The 21,892-nt window shown below is 68.6% G+C and carries 27 protein-coding genes and 1 tRNA gene; 7 read left to right on the forward strand and 21 right to left on the reverse strand.

Going from position 1 to position 21,892, the window contains the following annotated elements:
- Positions 1-45: 45 nt before the first annotated feature.
- Positions 46-1,152, forward strand: coding sequence for a hypothetical protein (locus AC1DSO_RS16670; protein WP_477069884.1), 1,107 nt, complete (start codon positions 46-48; stop codon positions 1,150-1,152).
- Here the strand turns inward: AC1DSO_RS16670 and AC1DSO_RS16675 are convergent.
- The 15 genes from AC1DSO_RS16675 to AC1DSO_RS16745 form a co-directional block, all read right to left on the reverse strand.
- Positions 1,149-1,382 (reverse strand): hypothetical protein, encoded by a 234-nt coding sequence (locus AC1DSO_RS16675; RefSeq protein ID WP_477069885.1) that lies wholly within the window; start codon positions 1,380-1,382, stop codon positions 1,149-1,151. The genes AC1DSO_RS16670 and AC1DSO_RS16675 overlap by 4 nt on opposite strands.
- The gene (locus AC1DSO_RS16680; protein ID WP_477069886.1) at positions 1,379-1,933 is read right to left on the reverse strand and encodes a lysozyme; all 555 of its coding nucleotides are present in this window, start codon (positions 1,931-1,933) and stop codon (positions 1,379-1,381) included. The genes AC1DSO_RS16675 and AC1DSO_RS16680 overlap by 4 nt, the downstream gene beginning before the upstream one ends.
- A 33-nt stretch (positions 1,934-1,966) precedes the next feature.
- Complete coding sequence (locus AC1DSO_RS16685; RefSeq protein WP_477069887.1) at positions 1,967-2,362, reverse strand: hypothetical protein; 396 nt, start codon at positions 2,360-2,362, stop codon at positions 1,967-1,969.
- Positions 2,363-2,397: 35 nt separating this feature from the next.
- A complete protein-coding gene (locus tag AC1DSO_RS16690) occupies positions 2,398-3,498 on the reverse strand; it encodes a hypothetical protein (protein ID WP_477069888.1) in 1,101 nt (366 codons plus the stop codon).
- A 35-nt stretch (positions 3,499-3,533) separates the two neighbouring features.
- On the reverse strand, positions 3,534-3,929 hold the full coding sequence (locus AC1DSO_RS16695; protein WP_477069889.1) for a hypothetical protein: 396 nt from the start codon (positions 3,927-3,929) through the stop codon (positions 3,534-3,536).
- Between the two features lie 3 nt (positions 3,930-3,932).
- Positions 3,933-4,682 (reverse strand): hypothetical protein, encoded by a 750-nt coding sequence (locus tag AC1DSO_RS16700; protein WP_477069890.1) that lies wholly within the window; start codon positions 4,680-4,682, stop codon positions 3,933-3,935.
- Between the two features lie 4 nt (positions 4,683-4,686).
- A complete protein-coding gene (locus AC1DSO_RS16705; protein ID WP_477069891.1) occupies positions 4,687-5,598 on the reverse strand; it encodes a hypothetical protein in 912 nt (303 codons plus the stop codon).
- Positions 5,598-10,169 (reverse strand): hypothetical protein, encoded by a 4,572-nt coding sequence (locus AC1DSO_RS16710; protein ID WP_477069892.1) that lies wholly within the window; start codon positions 10,167-10,169, stop codon positions 5,598-5,600. The genes AC1DSO_RS16705 and AC1DSO_RS16710 overlap by 1 nt, the downstream gene beginning before the upstream one ends.
- A gap of 63 nt (positions 10,170-10,232) precedes the next feature.
- Positions 10,233-10,694 carry a phage tail assembly chaperone gene (locus AC1DSO_RS16715; RefSeq protein WP_477069893.1) on the reverse strand — a complete coding sequence of 154 codons (462 nt, stop codon included), beginning with the start codon at positions 10,692-10,694 and terminating at the stop codon, positions 10,233-10,235.
- Positions 10,580-11,026: a hypothetical protein gene (locus AC1DSO_RS16720; protein ID WP_477069894.1), complete on the reverse strand. Its 447-nt coding sequence runs from the start codon at positions 11,024-11,026 to the stop codon at positions 10,580-10,582. Before AC1DSO_RS16720 ends, AC1DSO_RS16715 begins: the two co-directional genes overlap by 115 nt.
- A gap of 81 nt (positions 11,027-11,107) precedes the next feature.
- A complete protein-coding gene (locus tag AC1DSO_RS16725) occupies positions 11,108-12,322 on the reverse strand; it encodes a phage tail tube protein (protein ID WP_477069895.1) in 1,215 nt (404 codons plus the stop codon).
- 77 nt (positions 12,323-12,399) lie between these two features.
- Positions 12,400-12,804, reverse strand: coding sequence for a phage tail terminator-like protein (locus tag AC1DSO_RS16730; RefSeq protein WP_477069896.1), 405 nt, complete (start codon positions 12,802-12,804; stop codon positions 12,400-12,402).
- 298 nt (positions 12,805-13,102) lie between these two features.
- On the reverse strand, positions 13,103-13,666 hold the full coding sequence (locus AC1DSO_RS16735) for a hypothetical protein (RefSeq protein WP_477069897.1): 564 nt from the start codon (positions 13,664-13,666) through the stop codon (positions 13,103-13,105).
- A gap of 145 nt (positions 13,667-13,811) precedes the next feature.
- Positions 13,812-14,027 carry a hypothetical protein gene (locus tag AC1DSO_RS16740; protein WP_477069898.1) on the reverse strand — a complete coding sequence of 72 codons (216 nt, stop codon included), beginning with the start codon at positions 14,025-14,027 and terminating at the stop codon, positions 13,812-13,814.
- Positions 14,028-14,030: 3 nt separating this feature from the next.
- Positions 14,031-14,447, reverse strand: a complete 417-nt coding sequence (locus tag AC1DSO_RS16745; RefSeq protein WP_477069899.1) for a hypothetical protein — start codon at positions 14,445-14,447, stop codon at positions 14,031-14,033.
- A gap of 176 nt (positions 14,448-14,623) precedes the next feature.
- Between AC1DSO_RS16745 and AC1DSO_RS16750 the strand changes: the two genes are divergently transcribed.
- Positions 14,624-14,968, forward strand: coding sequence for a helix-turn-helix domain-containing protein (locus AC1DSO_RS16750; RefSeq protein ID WP_056049980.1), 345 nt, complete (start codon positions 14,624-14,626; stop codon positions 14,966-14,968).
- A gap of 7 nt (positions 14,969-14,975) precedes the next feature.
- On the opposite strand, the gene AC1DSO_RS16755 is transcribed toward AC1DSO_RS16750, so the two are convergent.
- Positions 14,976-15,209, reverse strand: a complete 234-nt coding sequence (locus AC1DSO_RS16755) for a hypothetical protein (protein WP_477069900.1) — start codon at positions 15,207-15,209, stop codon at positions 14,976-14,978.
- A gap of 292 nt (positions 15,210-15,501) precedes the next feature.
- On the opposite strand from AC1DSO_RS16755, the gene AC1DSO_RS16760 reads away from it, so the two are divergent.
- Together AC1DSO_RS16760 and AC1DSO_RS16765 are read left to right on the forward strand one after the other, a co-directional pair.
- Positions 15,502-16,641 (forward strand): phosphatidylserine decarboxylase, encoded by a 1,140-nt coding sequence (locus AC1DSO_RS16760; RefSeq protein ID WP_477069901.1) that lies wholly within the window; start codon positions 15,502-15,504, stop codon positions 16,639-16,641.
- A gap of 124 nt (positions 16,642-16,765) precedes the next feature.
- Positions 16,766-16,972 carry a hypothetical protein gene (locus AC1DSO_RS16765; RefSeq protein ID WP_477069902.1) on the forward strand — a complete coding sequence of 69 codons (207 nt, stop codon included), beginning with the start codon at positions 16,766-16,768 and terminating at the stop codon, positions 16,970-16,972.
- Between the two features lie 93 nt (positions 16,973-17,065).
- On the opposite strand, the gene AC1DSO_RS16770 is transcribed toward AC1DSO_RS16765, so the two are convergent.
- Positions 17,066-17,141 (reverse strand) — tRNA-Ile (locus tag AC1DSO_RS16770).
- 148 nt (positions 17,142-17,289) lie between these two features.
- Between AC1DSO_RS16770 and AC1DSO_RS16775 the strand changes: the two genes are divergently transcribed.
- The gene (locus AC1DSO_RS16775) at positions 17,290-18,042 is read left to right on the forward strand and encodes an SIMPL domain-containing protein (protein WP_477069903.1); all 753 of its coding nucleotides are present in this window, start codon (positions 17,290-17,292) and stop codon (positions 18,040-18,042) included.
- A gap of 63 nt (positions 18,043-18,105) precedes the next feature.
- On the opposite strand, the gene AC1DSO_RS16780 is transcribed toward AC1DSO_RS16775, so the two are convergent.
- The gene (locus AC1DSO_RS16780) at positions 18,106-18,582 is read right to left on the reverse strand and encodes a hypothetical protein (RefSeq protein ID WP_477069904.1); all 477 of its coding nucleotides are present in this window, start codon (positions 18,580-18,582) and stop codon (positions 18,106-18,108) included.
- The gene (panD, locus tag AC1DSO_RS16785) at positions 18,582-18,938 is read right to left on the reverse strand and encodes an aspartate 1-decarboxylase (protein WP_010920154.1); all 357 of its coding nucleotides are present in this window, start codon (positions 18,936-18,938) and stop codon (positions 18,582-18,584) included. The genes AC1DSO_RS16780 and panD overlap by 1 nt, the downstream gene beginning before the upstream one ends.
- 177 nt (positions 18,939-19,115) lie before the next feature.
- On the opposite strand from panD, the gene AC1DSO_RS16790 reads away from it, so the two are divergent.
- Both AC1DSO_RS16790 and AC1DSO_RS16795 read left to right on the forward strand, forming a co-directional pair.
- Positions 19,116-19,802: a hypothetical protein gene (locus AC1DSO_RS16790; protein ID WP_477069905.1), complete on the forward strand. Its 687-nt coding sequence runs from the start codon at positions 19,116-19,118 to the stop codon at positions 19,800-19,802.
- A 3-nt stretch (positions 19,803-19,805) separates the two neighbouring features.
- The gene (locus tag AC1DSO_RS16795; RefSeq protein ID WP_477069906.1) at positions 19,806-20,711 is read left to right on the forward strand and encodes a M23 family metallopeptidase; all 906 of its coding nucleotides are present in this window, start codon (positions 19,806-19,808) and stop codon (positions 20,709-20,711) included.
- Position 20,712: 1 nt separating this feature from the next.
- Here AC1DSO_RS16795 and AC1DSO_RS16800 read toward each other — a convergent pair whose 3' ends face one another.
- Together AC1DSO_RS16800 and AC1DSO_RS16805 are read right to left on the reverse strand one after the other, a co-directional pair.
- On the reverse strand, positions 20,713-21,015 hold the full coding sequence (locus AC1DSO_RS16800; RefSeq protein WP_477069907.1) for a winged helix-turn-helix domain-containing protein: 303 nt from the start codon (positions 21,013-21,015) through the stop codon (positions 20,713-20,715).
- A gap of 9 nt (positions 21,016-21,024) precedes the next feature.
- Complete coding sequence (locus AC1DSO_RS16805) at positions 21,025-21,645, reverse strand: hypothetical protein (RefSeq protein WP_477069908.1); 621 nt, start codon at positions 21,643-21,645, stop codon at positions 21,025-21,027.
- Between the last annotated feature and the right edge of the window lie 247 nt (positions 21,646-21,892).

Raw genomic sequence — 21,892 nt, forward strand, 5'->3', positions numbered from 1 at the left:
TAAGATTGAGCCCGATAGTGCGCGCCGATCTGGGGGAGCGCATCGATGTCGACCAAGTCCATTTGTCTGGCCGTCCTGCTGGCCAGCGCCGGCCTGCTGGCCGCCTGCGCCACCCGCGACGACGTCGCCGCCCTGCGCCAGCCGCCGATGCCGCCGCTGTCCGTGGCCAAGGCCGCGCCGGCCCGCGCCTACTACCGCAACGTCGCCGTCCAGGCCGTTGAGGGCGCCCCCGAATTCCGCTGGTTCGACGGCGGCGCGGTGATCACCACCCGGCCAACCCGCGTCCAGGTCGTCGAGAGCCTGAACGACCACCTGCGCCACGCCGAGATGCTGGCCCCCAGCCGCCTCGACGCCGAGTACATGCTGTACACGAGCTTCGAAGAGCTGCGCGGCCCCAACGTCTGGCTGGGCAGCGACAAGCTGGCCTCGGCCCGCGTCACCTTCCGTCTGGTGCGCTGGCGCACGGGCGACATCGTGCGCGAGAAGACCATCGAGGCCTCGTACGAGGCGCGCTGGACCGGCGTCACGCCCGAAATCGCCCGCGCCGCGATCGCCGGCCCGCTGGGCGCGTCGAAGGACCGAGTGATCGCCCTGCCCGGCGGCGCGATCGGCGGCGTGGCCCTGGGCTACTACGTCAACCAGAACCTGATCGTCTCCATCGCCGACGCCCCCTATGCCGGCCTGGTCGGCGCGGTCCAGGCCGGCCTGATCGGCGGCCCGTATCGCACCGGAGCCGGCGCCGACGCGGCCTTCGCCACGGCCCTGGCGGTCGGGACCGCCGCCGGCCGGTTCCAGGACCTCGAGGCCATGCTGGCCGGCGGGGCGATCAGCGCGGCCGGCGCGGCCGCCGGTCCGGTCCCGGTCTCTCGTGACGTGTCGGCCGCCGACGAGATCACCACCACCTTCAACGGCCGCACCCGGCGCCTGGCGGCCACGCGCGGCCTGATGGACCTGGCCTTCGACATCTTCATGAGCGACCTCAGCCGCGACGGCGCGGTGGTCTACAAGACCGCCGTCTCGTGCCGCGCGCTGAACGGCGACGCCGGCCGCGGCCCCTATCTGGCCGAGACCGCCAACACCTACGCCGTCGACTGCCCGGGCGCTCTCTACAACGACGCCAAGACGGCCAAGGCCTATCCGTCCCAGTTCTAGGGTTTGGGAACGGCGGGCGGCTCGGCGAGAGGCGGACAGGCGCGGGTCACTTTCAGCGAGCCGCCGCCCGGCTGGCCCTTGTCGACGGTGAGGTCGACCCTCCGCTCGCAACCCTCGTTCAGGATCCGGACGGCCTGGGCCAGGGTGAGCGGATCGGCGGCCAGACCGGCGCAGGCCGACAGGCCTACGGTCAGCAGCAGGCCCGCAACGGGGCCGATGACGTGTTTCATCGCAAAGCTCCTTGATTGAGGAAGACGGCCCGCTCGGCCTCGCGGCGGGCGGCCAGGCCCGGCAGCTCGCGGCCGCCGGCGTAGCGCCACAGCCGGAAGGCGTCGGCCGCGCCCTGGACGTCGCCGGCGATCAGCCGCCGGCGCACACTGCTGTCGGCGAAGTCCGGCCCGCCGCCGACCTCGCCGACGCCGATATTGTAAGCCAGGCTGACCATCGCCCCGAGCTGGGCGTCGGTCAGCGGTGTCCGGGGAAACAGGGCGACGACCTTGTCGCAAACGGCCTGGGCGTCGGCCTTCAGCAGCGCGTCGGCGTCGGGTCGAGCCATCCCCGCCGGCCAGCGCGTGCGCCACAGGCGGTAGGCGGCCTCGCGGTCCTTCACCGGCTTGCCGCCGGCGAACAGGGCATGGCCCCAGCCGACCGTGTAGATGCCGACCGGATCGGCCTGGGGCTCCAGCACGGCGGTCTCGCGATCGCCGTCGTGCAGCCCCTCGAACCGCCGGATCAGCGCCAGCGCGCAAGCGGGAACGTCCCGCGCCGGGGGCGTGGGCATGGGCAGGCTCCTTCTTGTGGGACGTTCAGGCGGTCAGCCGACCGCCGCGGGGGCGATGGCCGGCTCTTCCGCCAAACCATGGGCGGCCAGGATCCGGCGATAGGCCGCGACCCTGGCCTCCAGCTGGCGCTTCTCGCCCTCCAGCAGGGCGATGCGGGCGTCCTTGTCGAGGATCATGCGGCTGTGCTCGCGGCGCAGGTCGCCCAGCTCGGCCTCGACCTGTTCGAGGCGGTGCGCCAGGCGGTCGGCCTCCTCGCGCAGGGTGTGGATCACCCCCGAGGCGGCGTCCTGCGCCATCTGCATCAGGTCAGCCTCGGCCTTGCGGGCGATCGCCCGCCGACCGAGGAGGTCCTTGACCGCCGCATAGACCCCCGGCGCGGCCACCATCACATACGGCCACGACTTGGCGATGGCTGTGGGGATGTCCACTGTACGCTCCTACCCTCCGGCCATCAGGCCGGGCTCTACCACTCGACGACGATGAGACCGTCGCCGCCACCGCCTGACTGCCCGCCGCTGGCGCCCGCGACCGCGCCGCCGCCTCCGCCAAATCCGGGCTTCGGCGCGACGCCGCCGCCGATCACGGCGCATGCGCCGGCGCCACCAAAAATGCCGCCGGCGCCGGCTGATTGTCCGTTCGACTGGGCATGCGCGCCGCCACCCGCGCCCGTTCCGCCGGCGCCCGCGTTGCTGGTCGAATATCCGGGGCCGCCACCGCCGCCCGCGAAGCCGTCACCGGGAAAACGGAAGACCGCGCCGCTGGAATTGACGGTTCCGGCAGCGTGCTGGCCCGCCGCGACGGACAACAGGTCGAAGCCGCCGAAGAGCAGACTGGAAACGCCGGCCACGCCTGCGCCTCCCGTCGCCAGGGACGCACCACGTATAACGCTGAACGAGGCGACGCCGCCGATGCCGCCACCGCCCGTCGCCGCGTTGCCGTTGTTGACGCTGCCGCTGATCGAACCGGAATCGCCGCCAGTGCCGAGCTGGGAGCCCGCGCCGCCGCCGCCCGTAGCGGAAGTCCCCGGATTGACGTCGATCGAGCCAGACTTGCCGCCACTGGCGTTGATCAAGCTGCCGCCCGTGCCCACGCCGCCCGCCGCGCCGACGAGCGCCGCGGTGTCCGCGCAGACGCCACCCGCGCCGCCCGTCGCCGAAAGATAGGCCCCGAAGGACGAGGTTCCGCCGGCATTGCCCGGCTGACCATCGGCGACCCAGGAGCCGCCCTTGCCGACTGTAACCGCGATGCTCTGGCCTTGATTCAGCCAAACCAAGCCCATCGTGTAGCCGCCACCGCCGCCGCCGGTCGCACGTTTCTGCGTACCGTTGATCGTCGCGCCGGCCCCGCCGCCGCCCAGCACACGGACGCGGTAGTAACCGGAGATCGGCGCGGTGAACGTGCCGCTTTCAAGGAAAGTCAYGTATCGGCCGGTGCTGAAGACCCCTAGCCAGCCGACAGGAGGTATGGCCCCAGCCGTGACAAAGACCGTGGTGCTGCTCGAAGCGCCTGTCGCCGTCGAAGCGACGCCGGCGCCAGCGGACAAGGTCGAGCCGATACGGCCCAAGACGCCGCGGTTAGAACTGCTTGGAATTGGCATGCTTACAGCCCCGCCTTGTGGTGAATGACGTTGAAGGTTTCTGCGTTGTTCGTCGCCGCGTAGAGCTCGGTCGTGGTCCCCTGCAGCGTGAGGCCGGTCAGGGCATCGACCACCGTGGTGAAGGCTTGGGTCGTGCCGGTCGGTGTCATCGGCAGCACCTGGGCCTCGGTCAGGAAGAACTTCGACGTGCCGCCGTTCAGCGACAGGAAGAACCGGATCATGCCCGTGGTGGTCGCGCCGGTGGCCGTGACGCGAAGCTGTTCGGTGACGATCCCGGCGGCCGTGCCGGTGGCGACCTTGACCATCGTGCCCGAGCCATCGCGATTGGCGTTGGCGGCGGTCAGCTGGACGATGTCGGGCGGAAGCGAGGTCGAGGCGTAGTTGGGCGCGGTGGCCATGATTCAGATCCCTTGTTGTTGCCAAGTGAAGAGGTTGCCGGCGGTGTCGGGCGCCCACTCGGTGTCGAAATCGACGCCGGATTTCTTGCGCAGCAGCTGACCGCTCGCGCCGCCGGCGGGGAAGCCGGCCCCCGGGACGCCCGGGACGCCGCCGATGCTGATGTCCCAGTTGCTGATCGTGCCGGTGACCGCCGACGTCTGGGTGACGGCAACCGTCAGCGTCGTGCCGACGTACGAGGTGCAGACGCCGACCATGAACCGGCTGGGGTCGCCATGCGCCACGGCGTAGATCGGCATGCCCTCGACGAAGCTTTCGCCGACGTCGACGGTCCAGGTCTTCGTGCCGACGGCGATTGCGTTGGAGGTCAGCGACTTGGTCGAGAACGATACGCCCGAGGCGACGTTCTGGACCTGTACGAGGATCGCGGCGGCGTCGTTGGCCTTGGTCGTCGCGATGCCGGCCTGCGTGGTGGCCAGGGTCACCTGCCCCACAGCGAGCGCGACCTGATTGGCCGCCAGCGTGACCTGGTCCGCCGCGAGCGAGGCCTTGGTCGTGGCGGTGGCCGCCGAGCCCGCGGCCGACGCCTTGTCCTGGGTGACCTGGACCGCCAGGCCGTTCACCTCCCCCGCCAGCGCATTCGCCTCGGTCGCGAACGTCGGCATCTGGCCGAGGAACGCGTCAGCGCGGGTGTTGAAATTGGCGGGGTCGTTGGTGGAGGGCGGCGTGGGGAGCGCCGTGATTTGTGCGGGCACGGGGTCAGACCTCTTCGAGTTCGAGGGAAATCAGGGCGTCTTCCGGCTGGTCCATCGAGATCGTGAACCGCTTGTAGACACCCACGATGAGCAGGGCCGAGAAGTAGCCGCTGTCCTGGTCGTCCAGGCCCGACCACAGCGCCGGCGTGGCGTTGAGGTCGTCGCGCAGCTGCAGGATCCGATCGACGTCGGTCTTCTTGCAGCGAAGGGTCTGGACGGTGCGCGGCACCGAGCGGCGCGGCACCAGGGTGGCGGTCCCGAAGTCGTCGCGGTCGATCTTCGAGAAGTTCAGCGCGTCGCTCTCGGCCTCGTGCAGGGTGCGGCCCAGATAGACCGACGAGCCCAGCACCACGCCGCCGCAGGTGACGTTTCCGTTCGCCTTGGTCAGGGAGATGGTGATGACCGCGTTGGTGTAGGGCGGCAGGTCGAAGCGGGCGAACTCCTGCCGGTAGCGGAATGCGCCGAAGAAGTAGTCGTACCAGCCGCTGGTCGGCCGGTTCAGCAGGTTGGTCGAGGCCGTGTAGACCGTGGCGCCCGCCACCGTGACGGTGACGCTGACCGTATCGGCGACCATGCCGACGACGCCGATCGAGTCGACGCGCTGGCCGGGTGTGATCGACACGGTCAGCGGCGAGGCCGTGGTCGTACCGGTGTTGCGCAGCAGGTCGAACATGGCCCAACGGTTGGTCGGGCCGACGTTCAGCCACCAGGAGGCGTTGGCCGCCAGGGTGGGATCCTTGCCGGCGTTGCTGGCCTTCAGGCTCTCATAGACCCGGTGGGTGGTGGTGCTGATCACCCGGTCGCCGATGGCGTAGGTGGTTCCGCTGGCCCAGGCCGCCTCCCCCGCCGAAGGCTCGGCGCAGGAGGTGCTGGTCAGGAGGGCCGGCGTGATGGGAATGGGAGGCAGGGCGCGCATCAGGCGGCCGCCTCGGTCATCATGGCGCGTCCGCCTTCGGTGACATTGGTCAAGGTGCGCTCCATCTTGTCGTTGCTGTTGGCGATGCGGACGCTGGTGGCGCGCAGGTCGGCGAGCTCCTCGCGCAGGCGTCGCAGTTCGGTGACGAGGGATTGGTCGCCCTTCTGGTCGGCGCGCTGGACGTTGACCGCCTCACCGGGGCTGAGGGCCAGGTTGAACAGCTTGGAGTCCGGCGGGCCGGAGCCCCCGACCTCGAAGCCGCCGCCGGTGGCGAAGTTCAGAGAACCGCCCTGCAGGAACGACAGCTTGCCGGCGTCGACCAACGCGTTGGCGGCGTTGATCCCCTGCGTGTTGACGATGTCCATGTAACCGGGTTGGTAGGTGTTCCCGAGGGCGATATAGGCCTTGGTCGCGTCGTCCGGTTTGGTGTCGTTGGCCGCGCTGAGCATGCCATGGGTGAGCAGCCAGGCCATGTTGGCGTTGGCGAGGCTCTTCTGGGCCTGCGTCGGGGCCGACGGTTGTGTCCCGCCGGGTGAAGTCGACATTCCGCCCACCGAGACCACGCCAGCCCCCGCGGCGGCTTGATTGGCCGCCTGGAGATTGGCGATCGCTTGCTGGACTGAGATCACGCTGCCGTTAATGGCGATCAGTCCTTCGACTGACTTCTCGAGCGTATCCAGTTGCTGCTTGGCGATCGAGACCTGGTTGTCGGCGGCGACCGCCGCGTCATCGACGGCCGAGCGGACTAGGCCGACGTCGCGCAGATAGTCCAGACTGGTCGAGGCGTAATCGCGCGCGGCGCCCGTGAACGCCTCGCCCTCGGCCTGCAGCCGTTCCAGGGCCTTCTCATCGCCCTTTTGGGCGAGCGCCGCCGTGGTTTGGAATCTGTCGCGGGTCGTCCGATAACGCGTGGCGAGATCGGCCCCGGTGATCGTGTCCGACAGGCTGGCGCTGAACGCCTTCAGGGACTTGGACAGCGCATCGAACTTGTCCTTGGTCTGCTCGAGGACGGTTTTCTCATTCTCGTAGGCCTGGGTCAGCACGTCGCGCGCCGCCGACACCTTGGCGGCGGCGTCCTCGGCGGCCCAGGTGCGTCGCATGTAGCCCTGCTGCTCCGGGTCCTTGACGCTCTGCAGGGCCAAGTCACGCCGGATGGTCTTGGCCTGTTCGGTGAACCCCTGCGCGTCCAGCATGTCGGCGCGGGCGCTGGACCGGTCGTTGGCCAAGGCCTGCGCCTCGGCGGCCTTCTGGGCGGCGTCCTGCAGGTCCCACAGGGACTTGAGCAGGGGGAGCAACGATGCGTCCAGCTTCTCGACGGCGTCCTTTTCGACACCACGCGCCTTGGCCAGCTTCTGGGCCGGCGACAGAGTCAGCTCGTCGATCTGGTCCTGGATCGAGGTTCGCCGGTCGTCGATCGCCGCCTTGGCGGCTTCGGCGGCCGTGGCCACCTTGTCGAAGGCCGGAGCCAGGGCCAGCAGGGCGGCGTAGAGCGTGGCCCCCGCTTCGGTGGAAACGTCCTGGCTCTGAACCGCCTTGGCGAAGTCTTCGCGCGACAGGTTCGTCGGCAGCTTCAGCTCGGTCAGCTTGGCGGCGACGGTGTCCTTGACCGGCGCGAGGCGCTGGTCCTCGGTCAGGAAATGCTCGCCGAAGAAGGCGGTCTGGTCGGTCAGGTTGTCGAGGCCGCCGACCAGCTCGACCAGCCGTTCCCGCGCGCCCAGCGAGGCCACGCCGACCTCGCCGAGCTTCATGCCGACGGATTTCAGCGTGGTGTCGATCACCTCGTACTGACGCGCCACGCGGACCAGGGTCTCGAAAGCCCCCTCGCCCACCTTCTGGAACTCGGCGATGGTCGGCGCGGCCGCCTTGGCCATGTCGTCGCCCAGCTTGCCGAAGACCGCGTTCAACGCCTCCTCGATCTGCGCGCCCGTCATGTCCTTGAACGACAGCTTGCCGAGGTCGACCTTGAACTTCGCCAGGGTCGCCTCGACGTCGGTCGCCCCCAGAGCCATGGCCGCGTCTGCGACGCCCTTGCCCAGCGAGCCGATCAGCTTGCCGACCTGGTCGAGGAAATCGACGTCCAGGGCGGCAGTTTCGGTGATCACCTTGCTCTTGTTCGAGGAGGTGATCCCGAAGACCTTACTCTTGGTGTTCTCCAGGACCTGCTGATAGGTCGAGCCGGACAGGCTTCCCTTCACGATGTCGCCGAGGCTGGCGACGTTGAACTGGATGCCTTGATCCTGCAGCGTCCGGGTCGTGGACTTCGAGAAGCCCAGGTTCGACAGCGTCGGAGACGAGCCGGTCTTGCCCAGGCTCAGGCCTTCGGCGCTCAGCATGCCGCCGGCCCCGAACGACCGCGCCAAGGCGGCGGCCACCGCGCCGATCTGGTCGTCGATCGACTTCAGCGACCGGACCATGGCGTTGCCGTATTCGAGGTCTTTGTTCTCGTAGGCCTGGGCGTGGGTCAGCGCCTTTTCCAGACTCTCGGACTTGGCCTTGGGGTCGCCGCGGACGGAGCCGGAGCCTTGAGTCTCCTGGCGGGTCTTCATGTCATTGGCGCCGGGGGCGGCTCCGCCGCCACCGCCGGGCTTGCCCTTGATGGCCGCCCCGGCCTGAACCAGCGCCGCCAAAACCGCCGCTCCCGCCAGCAAATTGAGCGGGAACGGCAGATCAGCCAGGGCGTGGGCGTAGGCCGTAGCGCCGTACGCCCCCTGCTTGGCCGCCTGCGTCCCCGCAGTGTGAGCCGCCGACGTCGTCTCGAGCGCCATCCCCTTGATCGTGTTGAGGGTATGAATGGTGCTGAAGGCGATCTCGGCGACTTCCAAGGCCTTGTAGCCGTCGGAGTTTTCCTTGAAGAACCCCTTGGCGGCCCCGGCCACTGCGGCGTAGCCCTTGATCTGGATCTCGGTGCGCTTCTCCTGTTCTTCGGCTGTCAGGCCCCGGCCCACGGCCTCTCGGTCGATCTTGGCCACCTCCAGCGAATAGGCGGAGAAGCTGGTCAGCACGCCGCCCAGCGCCTTGCCGGTCTTGCCGAAGGCCGCCTCGAACTGCTTGCCGAGTTCTGGCGCCAACGTGTTGACGGCGGTCAGCTTCTTGATCAGGTCATCCAGCGGCTTGCTGAGCGTATCGTCGATCTTGATGAACTCGTCAGCGTTGATGACGGCCGGGCGCATGGCCTCGATCGGAGCTTCTTGGACGACAGAGACCGGTTCTTTGTAGGTGACCTCGCCATAGTCGCGCTGCGACACGGCGGCGCCCGCCTTCCCAGCGCCGCCCCGTCTCTCGCCCTTGGGCACGCTCTTCTTGATGCGTTCCTGAGCCACCTCGACGCTTTTGTCCGCGATCTCGTGAAAGGTCGCGATCGTTGCGTCGTGGGCGCCTTTGAACGCGTCTTTGTACGCCTTGCCCGCGATATCGGCGACCGCCTTGGCCGCGCCGGCGTACTTGTTGTTCAGCCGTTGGATATGAACATCGCTGAGTTCGGGGAGACTGATCGCCAGCCCGAGCTTCTTGGCGATGCCGTTGACGGACGTGATCATGCCGTTCACCAGCGCGATCACGCCGTTGATCATCTTCTCGACGCCGTCGATGAGAAGATTGGCGCCGGAATAGATAATATCGCCCATCGCCGCCGGCAGCATGGACCAGGTGGCGCGGATCGCCGCGTAGGCTCCAGCGAAGGCGCCGATCACGTTCGCGACGGCTTCGGCGGCGGGTTTGGCCAGGCCAGCCAGGAACTTCTGGAAGTCCTCGCCGGCCTGGCTGACCGACGGGCCAAAGGCCGACTTGAGCTTCTCGCCGAGCACCTGGAACGTCGCCGTCGCGACATCACCCATCGTGACGGACTTGTCCTTCACATTCTTCAGTTGCTCGGCCGTCAGCCCCAGACCCGAAGTAATGTCCTTGTTGGATTGATTGATCGACGCCGCACCGATGGCGAAGGGCGCGGCGATGGCCGCCGCCGCTGCCGCGACGGCGGCAAAGGGAAGGGCCAGCGGCGCGACCGTCTCGGCGATACCGAGCAAGACCCCCCTGAACCCAACGCCGCTCTTGGCCGCGCCGGCGAAGACTTCGGCGATCGCCGGGCCTTGTTCCAGGAACACCTTGAACGGGTCGGCTCCGGAAGCGAGGGAATCGAAGGTAGATTTCAGAGAGCCGCCCAGCTTCTTGACCTCATCCGAGGAGAGCCGCGTGATCTCCTTGCTCTTGGCCTGGGCCTTGCCGAGCGCTTCGTGCTGCTCGGCGACTCCGCCTAGGGCCTGGCCGACGCCTGCGGCCGTCTTCGTGAGACTTGCCAGCGCCTCGCCGCTCGATTTTGCCAGCGTGGCCGTCGCGTCGAGCGCGCCGTTGACGCTGGCAAACGCCTCCTCGAGAGGCGAAGTCGCCTTCATCAGCACTGAAATCTGGTTGTCGAGCGCGATGAGGCCCGCGAGACTGGTGGTCGCCCGGCTGGTGAAAATGCCCATCGCGCCGGTGGTCTTGTCGATTGCACCACGCAGATCCTTCTGCGTATCGACGAGTTTCCTGGCCGCCTTTTCAAGCTCACGCAGATCGGCGGGTGTTGGATCGGCCATGCCGCGTCTCCCCAAAAGGTTCGGGCCACGCTCCCGCTCGGGAAAGCGCAGCCCGTAAGGTGGTCAGCCGCCCTTGCTGGGGGCCGTCAGCGTCAGAAGGTGTTCGGCGTCGAGGGCCAGCAGGGCCCGGCGTTCCCAGGGCTCCAGCCGCACGCCCTCGTCACGCTCCCAGGCCTGGACCTCCAGGCGCGAGAGACGCGACGGACCAAACCCGCCGCTCTGGCGGGTCTGGCAAAGGTCGGCGTACCAGGCCCACAGGTGGGCCACGTGCGGCGACAACCGCGGCGGGTTGGCGAGCCGCCAGGTCGCCTCGGCGTCGCCCTGGCGGGCCAGGCTTTCGAGGTGGGTCCGCAGCGGCTCGCCGTCGTCCTGCCGGCCCGCGAGCTCGAACCGCTCGCGGGCGTAGGCGATCAGGCCGCGGACTTGGCCAGCATAAAATTTCCGAGGTTGTTCGACGCGGCGGTGACCTGCTCGGCGATCTCGGAATTGCGGCTGACCAGGCGGTAGGCGTTGTCGGCCGACCACTCCTGCTTGATGCCGCGCCAGCCGACCAGGCGGACGGCGGTCAGGCGATGGCCGAAGGCGATGTCGTCCTCGATCGGGGTGAAGTCGGCCTTTTCGGGATTGGCGCGGCCCTGCATGGCCGCGGCGATCGCCTGCTTCTTCCGCCGGTCGTTGACGAGGCGATTGACCTCGCCCTGGACCTTCTCGGACTGGCCGCCCAGCACCAGCAGGAAGACGCCGGAGCCCGAGCCGTCGGCGCGGACATATTCGACCTCGAACGGAGTGTCGCCGGCGGCGACGGCGTCGAGATCGTTCAGGTCGAACAGGGTGGTTTCGGTCGGGGACTTCATCATGGTCGTGTCCTTGAAAAGGACGGCCGGGCGCGACCCGGCCGTTGAGTTGAGGGGGAGTGGGACGGGAAAGGACGCCGGCGGTTAGGCGGCGCTGTCCTGGATGGCGATGATGGTCTGGTCGCTGGCCAGGGCCGCGCCGCCGGCGCCGTTGATCTGGGCCGTGAACGGATAGGTCCGGATCACCGCCTTCTCGCCGTCGTCGGGGGTGTCGCCGGTCAGCTTGATCATCGGCAGGTTGATGACCACGAAGTCGGCGTTGGCCGTGGCGTCCTCGGTCACCGCCAGCACCAGCGAGGTGGTCGAGCGGCTGTCGAAGATGGTCTGCAGCGTTACGCCGTCGAACTTGGCGGTGAACGAGCCCGACACGGCGATGCGACCTCGCTGGATGTCGTCGACCACGTTCGAGCCGACCACGGCGTCGCTGTGGGCGGCGTTGCCGTTGATGGTCACCTGGGCGCCGGTGACGTTGGCGACCGGCGCGCCGTTGACCAGGATCACGCCGTTCACCGCCGTCAGGATGTCGGTGACGGTCTCGGCGGTCGGGGTCGTGAGCACCTGAGCGGCGCCCAGGACGCGGGTGCGGCCTACGGTGTCGAGGCTGATCGTGGCGTTGCCGGTGGCCGGCAGGTTCAGCGCGGCCTGGCCGACCTGCTGGTCGGCATAGGCTTCCGAGCGGCCCAGGTCCGGATACCACTCCTCGAAGGTGTAGTAGTCGTTGGTGTGGGCCGACAGCGGGACCAGCGACTTCTTGCCCGACACGGCGACGGTGGCGCCGGTGACCGGGCCTTCGGGGACCATGGTCGAGCCGTTGATCACGCGGACCGTCGCCACCAGCGGGGCCAGGGTCACGATCAGCAGGTTCTTCTGGGTGTTGGCGGCGTTGAACGTCCCCGCCGTCAGCCGCACCACGTCACCGACCTTGAAGCCGTCGGTCAGGTAGGAGCCGGCGGCGCGGGTCAGGGTGTAGGTCTGGCCCGAGCCGGCAATGGTGATCGAGGCGCCGGCGGCCGAGACACCGGCGGCCATGTCCTTGCGCAGCAGCGAGCCCAGCAAGGTCGCGTAGGTGCCCGGCGACAGCAGGCCGTCAATCTTGCCGGCCGGCTTGACCACGCCCAGACCGACGCCCGTCGACTGCTGGTGGCTGACGATCTCGTTGCTTTCGAAGGTGTCGGGCGGGGCCTGGAACACCGAGGTGGTGCGGCGGACGACCTGGCCGCCGGCGCCGGCGGCGGGCGCGCCGAGGCCGGTCTGCTTCTTGTAGACGGTCTTCTTGTTGATGCCCTGGGCGACGGCCATGGGGATCTTCTCCTGGGAAGTTGTCGGGATGGGTGGAGGGTCTGGACGGAAGCCGTCCCTTCGGGCGGAGACCGCCGTCAGCTGGTGATCGTGGCCAGGAACGGGACCTGGACGGGCACGACGTAGCGGTCGCCCTCCAGGGTCGCGGCCAAGATCAGCGGGGTGCGCGCGACCAGGGTGGTCAGGCCGTCGGCCGTGAACGCGGCCCCGCGATAGAAGGTGGAGCGCAGCAACTCGATGCGCGCGGCGGCGTCGGCCGGGCCGGCGCCCTGCGGGTAGCAGAGCGTCACCACGAACAGACCGCCCTGCTGGAAGCTGCGGCCGTACTCGATGTTGACCGGCTCGGCGAAGGTCATCGACACGCGCTGGTACGGCGTTCCCGCCGTCGGCGCGTAGGTCGTGTTTTCCCAGGCCGTGGCCAGGGCCGGGCTCATCGCGGTCAGCGCCGTCTCCAGCGCCGCGCGGATCTTCAGCACGCTCATCGGCTGGCCGCCTGGCTCAGGGCGTGCGGACGGGTCGCGAGAGCCGCAAGGCGCCCGGCGTTGGGAAGAAGGGTCATGTCGAGGTCCCTGATGATGGGGAGACGAGACGAGGAACCCGCCGTCCGAAGACGGGCGGGTTCGCGAAAAGACGGCCCACGCCTCAAGTCGAGCGCGAGATCCGGAAGAGATTGGGAGGAAGGTCTTCAGTCTTTTGAGGTTGAAGGCCCCGCCTGGGGCGTATCTCCGACTGTGATTGGATTAGACCTTTTACCTTCCCAGCAGCCAATCTATTTGTTCGCTATTTGTTCTTATTTTTACGGTCGCGTGCGATCTGCTTGGCCAGCGCCAGGACGAGATCCAAAGCTTCGACCAAGACTTCGCGGTTACGGGCGAAGGCGCGGCCGGCGCCCCAGGCCGACAGGCTGGTCCCCTCGCCGACCACGGCGCGCAACAGGCGCAGGGCCATGGGCTTGTCGGCCAGAGACATGGCCACGGCGCGGTCGGCGCGGACCACGAAGTCCAGCATCCGCGCGCGCCGCAGCCGGGCGGTGACGAAGCGGTCGTTGTCGTGGCCGCCGCCGCTTCCGGGTTCCAGGCTGGCGACGCGCAGGTCGCGCCCCCTCGCCTCGAAGCCGGCGCGGTACAGCAGGCCGACGGCGTAGTGGGCGTCGGTGATGTGGCCGCCCTGGCGCAGGCTGTGCAGGCCGTCGCGGCTGGAGACCCGTAGGGGCCCGCCGTCAGTCCCCTCGGGGACCTCGACCGTCTCGCCGCGCGCGCGGGCCAGGGCCAGGGTCTCGACTAGGCCAGCGGCGACGTCGGACTCCTCGGTCCGGGCCAATTGAGCGCCGGCGATGCGCAGCACGGCCTCGCGGGCCGCCTGGCGGGCGGCAGGACTGATGGCCAGGGCCGCGGCGCGGTCGGCGCGGGCCAGGTCTCTGAGCTCGGCCGAGGTCAGCCCCTCGGGGCGGAGGACTTGGATGGAAATGACGGTTCCCCTTTCGATATGTTCAGCGTCCGAAGCGGACGCCGCGTCGGTTTTGGGCCAGGGCGTGGCGGCGGGCCTCGCCGGCGCAGACCTGGGCGACGAAGTCGTGGCCCTCGCTCCGCGCCAGCATCCGGCCGGCGGCGCGGATGATCGCGCACAGCATCGGCTTGCGCGGCCCGCAGGCGCGGACGGCCTGATCGATGGCGCCCTCGGCGACCTCGTCCTGGAGCCCGCCCATCGCCTAGGCTTCCAGCGCGTCCCGGCCGGCCGGCGTCAGCCGCACCCGGCAGGGCCGGCCGCCCAGGCGCTCGACCAGGCCAAGGAAGCGCGCGGCCTGAGCGCGGTCGCTGCCGGCCGACAGGCTGACGGCCATCTCGTCGGCCAGGTCGGCCAAGGTCAGCGGGYCGTCGACCAGGGCCTCCAGCACGGCCAGGACCTTGGCCGGCACGACGGGCTCGGCCGGCGCGGCGCCGCACAGGCGGGTGCGGATCGCCTCGGACAGCACGTAGCGGTCGGGGCGCGGATCGCCCATCAACCGGGCGGTCAGCACCGCGCGCGGCGGCCGGCGATCGGCCTCGGTGCGGCGGGCGACATAGCCCGGCATCGGGGCATGGAGAGGCGCATGACCGGCCGGACCGGTCGCGTGGATCGGAATCATCTGGGACTTCCTGCGGCTGGAGCCGATGGAGGGAATTTCGCGGAAACCGCCCGGCTCGCGTCGCCTGGGCGGAACTCTCGGAATACCTAATTTGTACCAAATACAAATTTGCATGGCAAGCAAATTTTGTGTTTAATGGCTGGACATTCCCCTTTCGCACCTACCCCCGGATTTGCATGACCCCCGACCGGCAGGCCAAGGCGAAGCAGCGCGCGAAGACCTTCATCCGCGCCTGGCGCAAGCACCGCGGCATGAACCTGGAGCAGGCCGTCGAACGGCTGGAGCTCGAGGTCGGCTATCCCTATTCGGCAGCCCAGCTCTCGCGCGTCGAGCGCGGCGAGACCGGCTATTCCCAGGACGTGCTGGAGGCGCTGGCGACCATCTATCGCTGCGAACCGGCCGACCTGATCATGCGCGACCCGGCGGCCGGCGAGGCGATCTGGTCGATCTGGGACCAGCTGCAGCCCGTGCAGCGCATCCAGCTGGTCGAGATCGGCCAAACCCTGAAGAAGACGGGATAATTCCCGCCTACTCCAGCGCCAGGATCTCGCCCTGGCGCGCGATCAGCCTGGGCTTTCCCCACAGGCCCGACAGCGGCTCGCCGCGCACGCGGTACAGCGCCACGCCCGAGGATCGACGGGCCAGGACCTCCATCTCGCGCCGCGCGTCCGCCTCGAAATAGCACTCCCGAACCTCGGTCGGCAGTAGGGCCCCGCCCCGCCTTCCGAAGGCCTGTACGCAGAAACGCGTTACCGAGAACACGACAACCTCCGCCTTCAACATCCCTACTCTGCACGCCTCCTTCGCGTGAGTCGATCGGTCGCGGCGGCGCATGCGTCCGACTCTGACGCAGGTTAATTTTTGCGCGTGAGACAAAATCGAGAAATGCCGCCCAGTTTGCATCGACAGCAAATCGGCGCGCCGAGCGCGGGTCGCGCTTTACGGGCGAACAGCGGGGTCATACAACTATGAGAAGTTAATTTGGCGGATACACGAATAGAGAGCTAGCCCACCGCGCCACTCCCGTTGCCCAACCCCCCTTGGAGGACAGACCGTGAGCAAATGGCATCCCGTGGTCCTGAAGCTGCAGAAACTGATCAAGGACAACGGCTGGGAGGCGCGGTTCGAAAAGGCCGTCGCCGAGGCCCGGGCGTGGAACATTCCAGAGCTGGCCGATCTCAAGAACCTCGAGAGCTACTACGTCTACATCAACGACTTTCTGACCTGGATCCCCAGCGAGAACGAGCCGGGCCGCGAGGTCTATAACAAGCTCTGCAAGTTCTATTTCGTGCTGGACCAGGACGCGGTGAAGGGCCTGCAGAACAAGGTCGTGCCGCACGACAAGGCCCCGCCCCTGACGCCGCTGTCGGCCTGGCTGGTGGACTATGCCAACGCCCTGGGCCTCTTCCTGGACACGCCGGGATCCCTGACGCCGGCCTCGCTGGAGAGCTTCCGCAAGTCTCCCAGCTACAACATGGACGACTACATCGAGCCGCACGGCGGCTGGAAGAGCTTCAACCAGTTCTTCGCCCGCAACTTCAAGCCGGGCTACCGGCCGGTGGCGGCGGTCGCCGACCAGCGGGTGATCGTCTCGCCGGCCGACTCCACCTTCGCCGGCCAGTGGGAGATCCGCACCGATAGCCACGTCACCGTGAAGAACCTGCACTGGAAGATCGAGGAGCTGATGGAGGGCAGTCCGTACAAGGACCGCTTCACGAACGGCCTGTTCATGCACGCCTTCCTGGGCCCCAACGACTATCACCGCCAGCACGCGCCGGTCGGCGGCACGGTGCTGGAGGCGCGGGTCATCCCCGGCCAGGTCTATCTGGAGGTGGTGGCCGAGCCGGTCGCCGGCGACACTAACGGCGTCCACAAGCTCAAGCCGCTGCGCGCTTTCGACGCCCCGGACGCAGCCGGCTACCAGTTCGCCCAGGCCCGCGGTCTGATCGTGCTGGACACCCCCATCGGCCTCGTGGCCGTGCTGCCGATCGGCATGTGCCAGGTCTCGTCGGTGGTCCTGACCGCCGAGGTCGGCGTCACCCTGCGCAAGGGCGAGGAGATCGCCTACTTCCAGTTCGGCGGCTCGGACATCATCGTGCTGTTCGAAGCCAAGAGTAACGTCAGCTTCACGGCCCAGCCGGGGGTGCACTACAAGACGGGGACGAAGATTGGGGATGCTTATCCGGTGGTGTGAGGGGTGGTGGAATTCAGCGCTAGAGTCGGTCGGAAGCCGCGATATCCGCGCGCTCCTGAGGGTCCACCCGCATGCCTGATACTTCTTTCGCGCGCACCAGCGCGCGTCTCAGAAGAGCGTCACCATGACCAATCCGGAAATACATCTCTACGTATCTGGCTGCTACGCAGTCTGGCGAGACGAATACGGACAGATCAAGCAGGTCGCCGAAATCCCGCCTTCGATAGGTGGCAAAAGCGAACGCCACCTTGTTTCCGATCAGCGACTTTGGAACCGACTCGTTCCTTTCAACGAGTTCGTTGCAATCCAGCAGACAGCAACCGCCGAATAGCAGGAACGGCCGCCGCTCTTAGGGGCAGCGGCCTTCATTGCCGTTCCGCATCGATCGGCCATGGCCAATCCATCACTCAAGCTTAAGAAGTTTTGGTAGGCCTGGAGGGACTCGAACCCCCAACCAGACCGTTATGAGCGGTCGGCTCTAACCATTGAGCTACAGGCCCGCGCGGATACGTGTGAGCGTACGGCGAGCCGGCGGATTAGCATGAGCCGAACGCGGCTTAAAGCTCCGGTTCAGGTTGAGCCTGTCACCAAGGCGTCCTAGCTGTCTGGCGACGCTTTCTGGCGCCCGATAGCCCTGGAGAAAGAACGATGACCAACACCGCTCGCCACCCCTTGGCGACCTTCGCTCTCCCCGCCCTGATCGGCGGCGCGCTACTGATGGGCGCGGCCGCTCCGGCCCTGGCCCAGACCGGCGCCGACGCCGCGTTCAAGGCCACCACCTTCAGCCTGTCGGCCTATGGCGAGACCCGCGTCGCGCCGGACATGGCCTCGATCAGCCTGGGCGTCCAGACCGACGCCCCGACCGCCGCCGCCGCCCTCTCGGCCAACGGCGCGCGCATGAACCAGGTGATGGCCGCCCTGAAGAAGGCCGGGGTCGCCGAGCGCGACATCCAGACCTCGAACCTGAGCATCAACGCCCAGTACGTCTATGAGCAGAACAAGCCGCCCCGGCTGACCGGCTACCAGGCCTCGAACCAGGTGACGATCACCGTCCGCGACCTGACCAAGCTGGGCGCGACCGTCGACGCCACGGTCGGGGCCGGGGCCAATACGGTGAACGGCATCAGCTTCGGCCTGACCAACCCGCAGGCGGCCGAGGACGCGGCGCGTCTGGAAGCGGTCAAGGCCCTGCAGGCCAAGGCCGAGCTCTATGGCCGGGCCACCGGCTACAAGGCCGTGCGCCTGGTCAATCTGAGCGAAGGCGGCGGCTACCAGCCTGCCCCGCCGCCGATGCCGATGTACGCCATGGCCAAGCGCGAGATGGCCGACTCGACCAGCGTCGCGTCCGGCGAGCTGAAGGTCCGGATCGACGTCAGCGCCGTGTACGAAGCGGCCAAGTAGAGACGAAAAAGCCGCCGTCGGGAGATCCCGGCGGCGGCTTTGATTTTCGGACCGGAGAGAGGGCTAGAAGCCGGCCTTCCGGAAGGCGCGCTCGACGCGGTCCTTGATCTCCAGGCCCGGCAGGGCGCGTTCGCCCTCCATGACCGCCACATAGGTCAGGTGGCGGTCGGGCTTGCCCTCGCCGGTCGGCACCGGGCCGATGGCCCAGCCGACCGTGTTGGCCGCGCCGGGCGCGCTGGGGCAGCTGAGGAAACGGGCCGGCTTGCCCAGATTGGCCTTCACCAGGTCCTCGGCCGTGGTCTGCGCGCCCTCGCAATCAGGCAGGTTGCGCGAGCAGGTGATATAGCCGCCGCCCCGCCAGACCAGCTTGCCCTTGGCGTCGGCGATCACGACGCAGGTCGAGGGCGAGCCGATCGAGCGGCCGACCGCCTGGGTCAGGACGCTCGCGTCGATCCCTTCGGGCAGCTGGGGCGAGCACGCCGCGAGGCCGGCGGCGGCGAGCGCGACCAGGGCCACTCGCCGCATCCAGGGCCGGCGCATCAGGCCGCCTTCTTGATCAGGTTGCCTTCGTCCAGCAGCACGACGGTCGGGGCGTAGTTGCGCGCCTCCTCGGCCGGCATCTGGCAGTAGGTGACGACGATCACGAGGTCGTTCTTCTGCACCAGGCGGGCGGCGGCGCCGTTGACGCCGATCACCTTCGAGCCACGCGGGGCCTCGATGGCGTAGGTGGTGAAGCGCGCGCCGTTGGTGATGTTCAGCACGTCGACCTGCTCGTTGGGCAGGATGCCCGAGGCGTCCAGCAGGTCGCGGTCGATGGCGATCGAGCCTTCGTAGTCGAGGTCGGCCTGGGTCACCGTGGCGCGGTGCAGCTTGGCCTTCAGCATGGTGAGCAGCATGGCGGGGAAGTCTATCCCTTTGAACGATTTGAGGTGTTCCGGGCCGCCACACACAAGGCCCGTCGATCAAGTCCCGCCATATAGACACGAACCCGCCGGGGTTCAATCGCAGTGCAGCATACGACAAAGGTTAACAGCACCGCCTTTTCACGCTAGAGCTTTATCGAACGCGGTTCGGTGGGGGACTTCATGCGTCACGAAAAGTGGTTGGTGACGGCGGGGGCCGTCGCCACGGCCCTGGTCGCGGGTGCGGCCTGGATCACGACAAGCAAGGCGCAGACGCGCGACGCGGCGGGGCGGCCCATTCCGGGCGCGGCCGCGCCAGCGCCGACGGTGACTCGGCCCACGGCCGGGATCGCGGCCTTGGTGGCGCGTCCGCGTAGCCGGGTGGACTGGCAAGGCGCGGTCGGCGGCCTGCGGCAGTCGGGCGGGGTCGGCGACACCCTCGGGGCCAATCTCAATCGCGACCAGGTCGACATCACCGCCGTGCCGATCCTGCTGCCCCGCGATGCCAAGCTGACGGCGGGCGCGCGGATCTACAGCTTCGGCGACTACTACACGATCACGGCCGACACGGTCGGCGGCGGCGTCTCGCTGAGCGGGACCACCACCACCGTGCCGATGCCGGCGAGCAAGCCGCTGAAGGTCGAGAGCGGCCCGGAGATGCTGACGGTGCAGCGCACGGTCGACGGCCAGCTGGCCAGTTTCGTGCGCTACGGCGTGCTCTACACGGTGGAGATCCGCTGCGACGCGCCCAGCGACCCTCGCTGCGTCGACGACAACTACGTGCTGGGCCTGGTCGGCAAGACCACGGCCGTGGTCCTGGGCAAGGCCGCCCGGGCCGAAGCCGGACTGGGAGGTTAGAGCATGCGTGTCTCCCCGCTCCTGCTGATCGCCGCCCTGGCCCTGCCGCCGCTGGCCGCCTGCGACGACACCACCAAGCCCCCGGCGGCCGGCAGCGACGTCAAGACGCCGGCCTCGCCCGAACCCGGACCGCCCACGGCCGACGACTCTCCCGGCGACGGCGGGGCCGAGCAGCCGTCCAGCGAGCCGGTGCCGCCCAGCCCCGATCCCGCGCCGCAGCCGGCCGAACCGCCCGCGCCCTCGCCGGCCACGTTCGACCACGCCCCCGCCGGGGCGATCCCGGCCGGGCAGGGTCCGGGCTATCTGGACCGCACGGTCTGGTCGCCGAAGATGTGCTGGCCGATGGCCGACGCCGGCTTCCCGAACTCGCAGGTCTACGGGCCCGGCGGCGGCATGGGCCCGCCCGGCAAGCCCAGCCAGTGCGACAGCCTCAACTACACCTTGCCCTGGCACGACACCTTCTGCGAGGCCCGCTCGCGCGCCAACCCGCTGTGCGCGGGGGCCGGCACGGGCCACCAGGGCCAGGACATCCGCCCGGCCACCTGCAAGAAGAACGAGCACTGGGGCGTGGCCGCCGAGGCCGGCACGATCACCGACATCGGGACCTACAGCGTCACCCTCGTGGCCAAGGCCGCGCCGCACTACACCTATCGCTACCTGCACATGCAGGTGGCGACCCTGGCGGTGAAGGAAGGCGACCAGGTCGTGGTGGGCCAGAAGCTGGGCAAGATATCGAACGATTTCGGCGGCACGCCCACGACCATCCACCTGCACTTCGAGTTGCGGGCTGGCGTGGCGGGGATGACGACCGACGGCAAGCCGATCGCCCTGCACACCTTCCTGCCGCCGTATCTGAGCCTGGCCGAAGCCTATCAGCGCAAGCTGAACGGCAAGGTGTGCGGGAGCTAGCTCAGGGCCGGCCTTCGACCAGCTTGGCGATTGTGTCGAGATAGCCGGCGAAGGCCGCGCGGCCGGCGTCGCTGAGCGCGACGCGGGTCAGCGGCTTGCGGCCGACGAAGCTCTTGTCGATGGCGACATAGCCGGCCTCCTCCAGCTTGCGCAGGTGGACCGACAGGTTGCCGTCGGTCAGCGACAGCTTGGCCTTCAGGGTGTTGAAGTCGGCGACGCCCGCGCTGGTGAGATAGGCCATGATCCCCAGCCGCACGCGGCCGTGGATCACCTCGTCCAGGCGGTCGATCTCGAACTCTTCCACGCCGTTCGCTCAGTCCGTCCGCGGTTCCTGGCGCATCAGCACCAGGCCGGGAACCAGGGCCAGCAGGACCAGGGCGGCGGCATAGGCCAGCCACACCCAGGTCGAGCCGATCAACAGGCCCAGGACGATCGCCGTTGCGAACGCGCCGGCCGCCACGGCGCGGATCCAGGCCAGTCCCGACACCGAGGCCGCCACCCACCAGGCCGCGCCGTACAGCACCAGCACGATCGAGGGCGCGAAGCCGATCAACACGCCGGTCCGCGCCGTCCAGCTGGCCACGGCCAGGGCGGCGAACAGGACGAAGCAGCCGACCCCGACGGCGTTCCAGACGTCGCGGCTGGCGCGGTTGGCGGTCGAGTCCACGCCCGGCTTGACGGCCAAGCGGCGGGTCAGTCGCGCCTGGATCGACAGATGGACAGCGACGGCCAGGATCCACACGCCGAACAGCGAGACCGGCGGGATCGCGATGATCCGGGCCAGGATCAGCCACTGAACGAAGCTGGCCAGGCCGTAGCACCCGCCGGCCGCCGCCAGCAGCGAGCCGCCCAGCAGCGGCGTACGCCGGCCGTCTTCAGCCAGGGCGCGCAGGAAGGCGAGATCGTCGCGGATGGCCTTCACGTCGTCGGTCATGGCGAATCCTCCACCGGGAACCGCCTCACTTTGCGACGTAAAGCGTCAGCCTCAAAGGCCAGGATTTGGACGCTGCCCCCCACTCCCTCCCCTCGTCATCCCGGCCGCAGCGAAGCGGAGAGCCGGCAACTGTGTTTACGGCTGGAATGAGAGTTGGTCGCGCAGGAGGGCGTTTGCGGTGACGAGGAGCTTTCGGGCGATGGCGATGAAGGCCAGCTTTGGGGGTTTTCCGGCGTTTCGCAGGGCT

Source organism: Caulobacter sp. P4_E5, assembly GCF_056401555.1.